The following is a 2119-nucleotide window of genomic DNA, read 5'->3' on the forward strand; positions in this document are numbered from 1 at the left end:
CTGGCTTGCTATGACGAGAAAGTAGCGGCGCTACAAACCGCCCAGTCGACCAATCAGGTGGTCATTGCCGACCGTGAGCAGGTCCGCGAGGCCCGGCGCGGCTTGTTCGGCCTGACGCTGCCAAGAATCAAATTGTTCGACGGTGATGGCGATGAAGGTGACCAGATCGAACAGATCGAAGGCGTCATCAAGTCTGCCCGTACGACTCGCACCGGCAAGTGGCTTATCGGTCTGGAAGATGGCGGAGTTTGGCAGCAGACGGAACCGCCCCGCAGCACCATGCGGCGCCCCAAGGCAGGGGATACGATCACCATTGAACGCGCGGCACTGGGAAGTTTCCTGGCCAAGGTGAATGACGGCCGGGGCTTCAAGGTCAAACGGGTCGTCGACTGAATCCGCAGAGACTCCGGACCTAGTCCATCGCCCCGGTCAGCAAAATCGGATCGATTCGCGCCTGATGCCATTTCATTGACCAATGCAGGTGGGGGCCGGTCGCGCTGCCGGTTGAACCAATGCGGCCAATCGGTTCACCGCGCTTCACGACTTGACCGGGCTTTACCAATATTTCCGAACCGTGCAGAAAAGCGCTGTTGAGACCCATCCCGTGGTCGATCATCAGCAAATTACCCTCTAGTGTGAACGGACTAGAGGCCGCAAGCGTTACAACCCCGTCGGCGGGCGCAACATAATAAGTGCCACTGGGCGCAGCGATATCGATCCCGCTGTGATAGCTGCCGGGCGTACCATTATAGACCCGCTGATTGCCGAACATACCCGATATTCGACCCTTGACCGGCCAGATGAAGGTCTGGCGCCAGCCTGCGCTGTCACTCGTGATACTGCGCGCGGCGTTGATCTGGGCGAGTTCGGGTGCGCGGCGCCGCTTGAAGGCTTCGCTGGCTGTCCGTCCGCTGCGATTGAGGCTGACATGCTCGATCTGCCATTTTCGCGGCGCGATATTGATAAATTTCCGGACCGTCTGGCCATTATCCAGTGTCGCGACCAGCTGCGCTGCCTGTCCGGCATCGCGGTTGAACGCGATGATGAACTTGCCGTCCTCATCAATAGGAATAGGTGCGCCTTCAAACGACAGGCTGCGGGTTCCGGCGGGTGCATCGCCGATCATCACGCCGCCCTGGATCGCTTCGCCGCTAAAACCGAATTTTACCGCTTCGCGAAACGCCGACTGTTCGGTGTCTTCGGTTTCGGCATAAGCAATAGCCGCAGGAACCGCGGCAGCCGCGAGCGTCAGCAGGCCAAGGGTTGTTGTAAACCGTCTAGTCATTGTTCGCTTTCGGGCAGATGGGCGCGCGCAGAAATCTGCGCCGTGGCATAAGGCTCCTGTCTCTCGACGCTCCAGTAACGAAGCTCGTCCAGAGGAATGGCTTCTCCGGTAACCGCGCACAGGACATGATCGCCTGCAGACAGCGGTCTGAAACCGTTGGGCATATAATGCAGCTTTGCCACCTTGTTGCGATTGGACATTAACATAGGACGCTTTTACTCCCTCTATCCTTTACCTGCGATTTACGATCATGATTGACGCTGGTTGACCAAGCATATCGCAATCTCGCCTAAAATAAATCCTTCTGCCTGTCATCCGGCGCTTTTTTGACTCGGCTGACCGACGGCTGGGCGGGTTTCGACTTTGCCGCGCCCGCCTCGGTCACGCTGGCGCCGATGGTTCCATCCTGGAAATGGAGGTCCAGATTGCCTGCCTTCAGCGCGGCGGCGCGATTGGCAATCAAGCTTCCATCCGCAGCGGATACCCGTGCATAGCCTCTTTTCAGCGGGCCATCCGGCGAGACCTGTTCCGCTAACCGCCACAGCGCATCAAGCCGCTGCCGCGCACTGTCCAATGGACGTTGCACAAGGCTTACCGGCAAATCAAGCCGCTTGAACCGTTCCTGCGAACGCGCCAGTCGTTGCTGCAATATAGACGGCCGCAAGGCCCCTGCGCTGGATGAAAAGCGGCTGCGGGCATGGGCGATATTCTGGCTCATACCGTATTTCATCCGCTCGGAGATTTCATCTACGCGCTGTTGATGCGGGCGGAGCAGATCGGTCAGCGCCGGCATCAATCGCCGCTGCCCCTCAAGCCGTTCCTGCGCCACTGCCA

The 2119-nt window shown here is 59.0% G+C and carries 4 protein-coding genes; 1 reads left to right on the forward strand and 3 read right to left on the reverse strand.

Annotation, left to right across the window (positions count from 1 at the left end):
- The coding region (locus WBM93_RS08605; RefSeq protein ID WP_424430912.1) for a hypothetical protein at window positions 1-393 on the forward strand (393 nt) is incomplete at its 5' end.
- Window positions 394-412: 19 nt separating this feature from the next.
- Here WBM93_RS08605 and WBM93_RS08610 read toward each other — a convergent pair.
- The 3 genes from WBM93_RS08610 to WBM93_RS08620 form a co-directional block, all read right to left on the reverse strand.
- The gene (locus WBM93_RS08610) at window positions 413-1285 is read right to left on the reverse strand and encodes a M23 family metallopeptidase (protein ID WP_424430914.1); all 873 of its coding nucleotides are present in this window, start codon (window positions 1283-1285) and stop codon (window positions 413-415) included.
- Entirely contained in the window at window positions 1282-1491 is a 210-nt protein-coding gene (locus tag WBM93_RS08615) for a DUF2093 domain-containing protein (RefSeq protein ID WP_424430917.1), read from the reverse strand. Before WBM93_RS08615 ends, WBM93_RS08610 begins: the two co-directional genes overlap by 4 nt.
- 83 nt (window positions 1492-1574) lie before the next feature.
- A partial coding sequence (locus WBM93_RS08620) for an exodeoxyribonuclease VII large subunit (RefSeq protein WP_424430919.1) occupies window positions 1575-2119 on the reverse strand: 545 nt, incomplete at its 5' end.

This window comes from Parasphingorhabdus sp. (assembly GCF_049667325.1).
GTDB lineage: Bacteria > Pseudomonadota > Alphaproteobacteria > Sphingomonadales > Sphingomonadaceae > Parasphingorhabdus.